The sequence below is a fragment of the Photobacterium lucens genome (assembly GCF_009873615.1).
Lineage (GTDB): Bacteria > Pseudomonadota > Gammaproteobacteria > Enterobacterales > Vibrionaceae > Photobacterium > Photobacterium lucens.
In genome coordinates this window covers 1-2,686 of the sequence record NZ_SSMG01000119.1, presented here as the reverse complement: position 1 = coordinate 2,686, position 2,686 = coordinate 1, and the positions used below count along the sequence as shown (strand labels likewise).

Annotated in this window: 2 protein-coding genes; both read left to right on the top strand. The window is 39.9% G+C overall.

Going from position 1 to position 2,686, the window contains the following annotated elements:
• Positions 1-138 precede the first annotated feature (138 nt).
• Positions 139-1,044 carry an N-acetylmuramic acid 6-phosphate etherase gene (murQ, locus tag E5A76_RS05870; protein ID WP_161118378.1) on the top strand — a complete coding sequence of 302 codons (906 nt, stop codon included), beginning with the start codon at positions 139-141 and terminating at the stop codon, positions 1,042-1,044.
• A gap of 30 nt (positions 1,045-1,074) precedes the next feature.
• Positions 1,075-2,529 carry a PTS N-acetylmuramic acid transporter subunit IIBC gene (murP, locus tag E5A76_RS05865; RefSeq protein ID WP_161118377.1) on the top strand — a complete coding sequence of 485 codons (1,455 nt, stop codon included), beginning with the start codon at positions 1,075-1,077 and terminating at the stop codon, positions 2,527-2,529.
• Positions 2,530-2,686 lie beyond the last annotated feature (157 nt).

The window sequence follows — 2,686 nt, the reverse complement described above, 5'->3', positions numbered from 1 at the left end:
TTTAAAGAGTTATGACTCGTGTTTATTCTTTAATTTTGGCACAAAATGAATAATTTTAGTTGTGATAACTATCACTTAAATGAATTTTTTATTCGTTATGATGCCTCTCAACAAACCTTCAAGTGATGAGAGCTGATGATGAAAATTGATCTAACAACCTTAGTGACTGAAAGCCGAAATGTAGCAAGCGAGAATATCGATATGCTTTCAACAATCGATATGTTGAAAGTGATTAATCAAGAAGATCAGAAAGTTGCGTTAGCGGTAGAAGCGATTATTCCTGAGATTGCCAAGGTTGTAGATCTTATTGCAGAGGCTTTTCAATCCGGCGGTAGGCTGATTTATACCGGTGCTGGCACATCAGGTCGACTAGGAATTTTAGATGCCAGTGAATGTCCTCCTACATATGGTTCAGATCCAGATTTAGTAATTGGCTTAATTGCTGGTGGTCACAAAGCAATATTAAAAGCAGTTGAAAATGCAGAAGATAACGTAGAACTTGGCGCTACTGATCTACAACAGATTGGCTTTAATCATAAAGATGTACTTGTAGGCATTGCCGCAAGTGGTCGTACACCTTACGTAATCGGCTCGATGAATTACGCAAAAAGCGTGGGCGCTAAAGTTGCGGCATTAAGCTGTAATCCAAATAGCCCAATGGCAGAGATTGCAGACATTAATATCACACCGATTGTTGGTGCTGAAGTTGTCACTGGCTCTTCAAGAATGAAAGCAGGAACAGCCCAAAAGTTAGTGCTTAATATGTTAACCACAGGTGCCATGATCCGTACGGGAAAAGTCTTCGGAAACTTAATGGTTGATGTTGAAGCAACCAACGCCAAACTTATCCAGCGTCAAAAAAATATTGTAGTTGAAGCAACAGGGTGTAGTGAATCACAAGCAGCAGAGGCACTCACCCAATGTAATAACCATTGTAAGACTGCAATTCTTATGATTTTACTCAACATTAATGCAGAGCTAGCTGCAGCAAAACTCAGTAAGCATCATGGCTTTATTCGTCATGCACTTTTAGACCAAGAATAATAAATAATCGGTTATATCGAGGATCATAAGATGGCCAAAATAACTGCTTCAATGATGCAAGAGATACTCACTGCAATAGGCGGTAACGAAAACATTATTAAATGCGGTAACTGCATGACGCGATTACGTCTTACATTACGAGATGATAGCTTAGCTGATCGTGACTCAATTAAGCGTATTGCAGGGGTAATGGGGTTAGTTGAAAGTGACGATCAATTTCAGATTGTGTTAGGTCCTGGCAAAGCACAAACCGCCGCTGAAATGATGAATAGCATGCTTGAGAACGAGCAAGGTGGGGAAGAAACAACGCCAAAAAAACATTCCGACCTAAAAGATGTTGCTTCTGCACATAAACAGCAATTAAAGAAAAAACAAACAAGTGCTGCACAACGCTTTTTAAGCAAGTTTGCAACCATATTTACGCCTTTAATCCCCGGTTTTATTGCCGCAGGTTTATTACTAGGTATAGCGACCTTGCTGGAACAACTTTTTGTTATAGGGCAGGCTTTGCCTAATGCGCATTTACTTGATTTAATTGCGTATATGAAAGTTTTCAGTAAAGGTTTATTTAGCTTCCTAAGTATCCTTATTGGCTATAATGCGCAGCAAGCGTTTGGTGGTTCTGGCGTAAACGGCGCAATTTTAGCTTCACTGTTTGTACTTGGTTATAACCCGGATGCAACATCTGGCATTTTCTCTGGAATGAACGACTTTTTCGGTAATGGTATTGATCCTCGAGGCAACATTATCGGGGTGCTGATTGCCGCCATTATTGGTGCTTGGGTTGAGAAAAAAGTCCGCCAATTTATTCCAGATAACTTAGACATGATTTTAACTTCCATGATCACCTTATTGATTATGGGTGCTGTTACCTTTGTGATCATCATGCCAATTGGTGGTGAGCTGTTTAAAGGAATGTCATGGTTATTCATCAACTTAAATGGCAATCCATTCGGCAGTGCGATCTTAGCGGGTTTATTCTTAATCTCAGTGATGTTTGGTATTCACCAAGGTTTTGTACCTGTTTACTTTGCTCTGATGGATGCTCAAGGTTTTAACTCTCTTTTCCCGATTTTAGCCATGGCAGGGGCAGGTCAAGTGGGCGCAGCGTTTGCTTTATATGCTAAAGCGAAAAAAGAATCTTTGTTACGTGTGCAAGTAAAAGGGGCGATCATTCCGGGATTATTAGGTATCGGTGAGCCGCTTATCTATGGTGTGACATTACCACGGGTTAAACCTTTTGTTACTGCTTGTGTGGGTGGTTCTGCTGGTGGTTTCTTTATTGGACTCGTGGCATATATGGGATTGCCAGTAGGTTTGAATACGGTATTTGGCCCGTCTGGCATTGTAGCTTTACCGTTAATGACCTCTAGTTCAGGTATCTTTGCTGGCATGGCAATATTCACCATAGGTTTGCTGATCGCTTATATCGTAGGTTTTGTAGCGACATGGTTCTTTGGTACGAAAAATGTCGATTTAAGTTAATACTAAATCGTTATTGAGCCGTTGTTGAGAAAATGAAAATTTAATTCATAACGGATGTATTAATAAAAAGCGGAGCAGAGACTCCGCTTTGTCGTTTGTTACTCCAGAGAACGATATAGTTTGAAATAATAATATTATTGACATATTTCTTTTAACT

What these genes read in the sequence shown, in the direction of transcription:
- murP (WP_161118377.1), top strand. Translation starts at nt 1,075, where the DNA reads ATGGCCAAAATAACTGCTTCAATGATGCAAGAGATACTCACTGCAATA.
- murQ (WP_161118378.1), top strand. Translation starts at nt 139, where the DNA reads ATGAAAATTGATCTAACAACCTTAGTGACTGAAAGCCGAAATGTAGCA.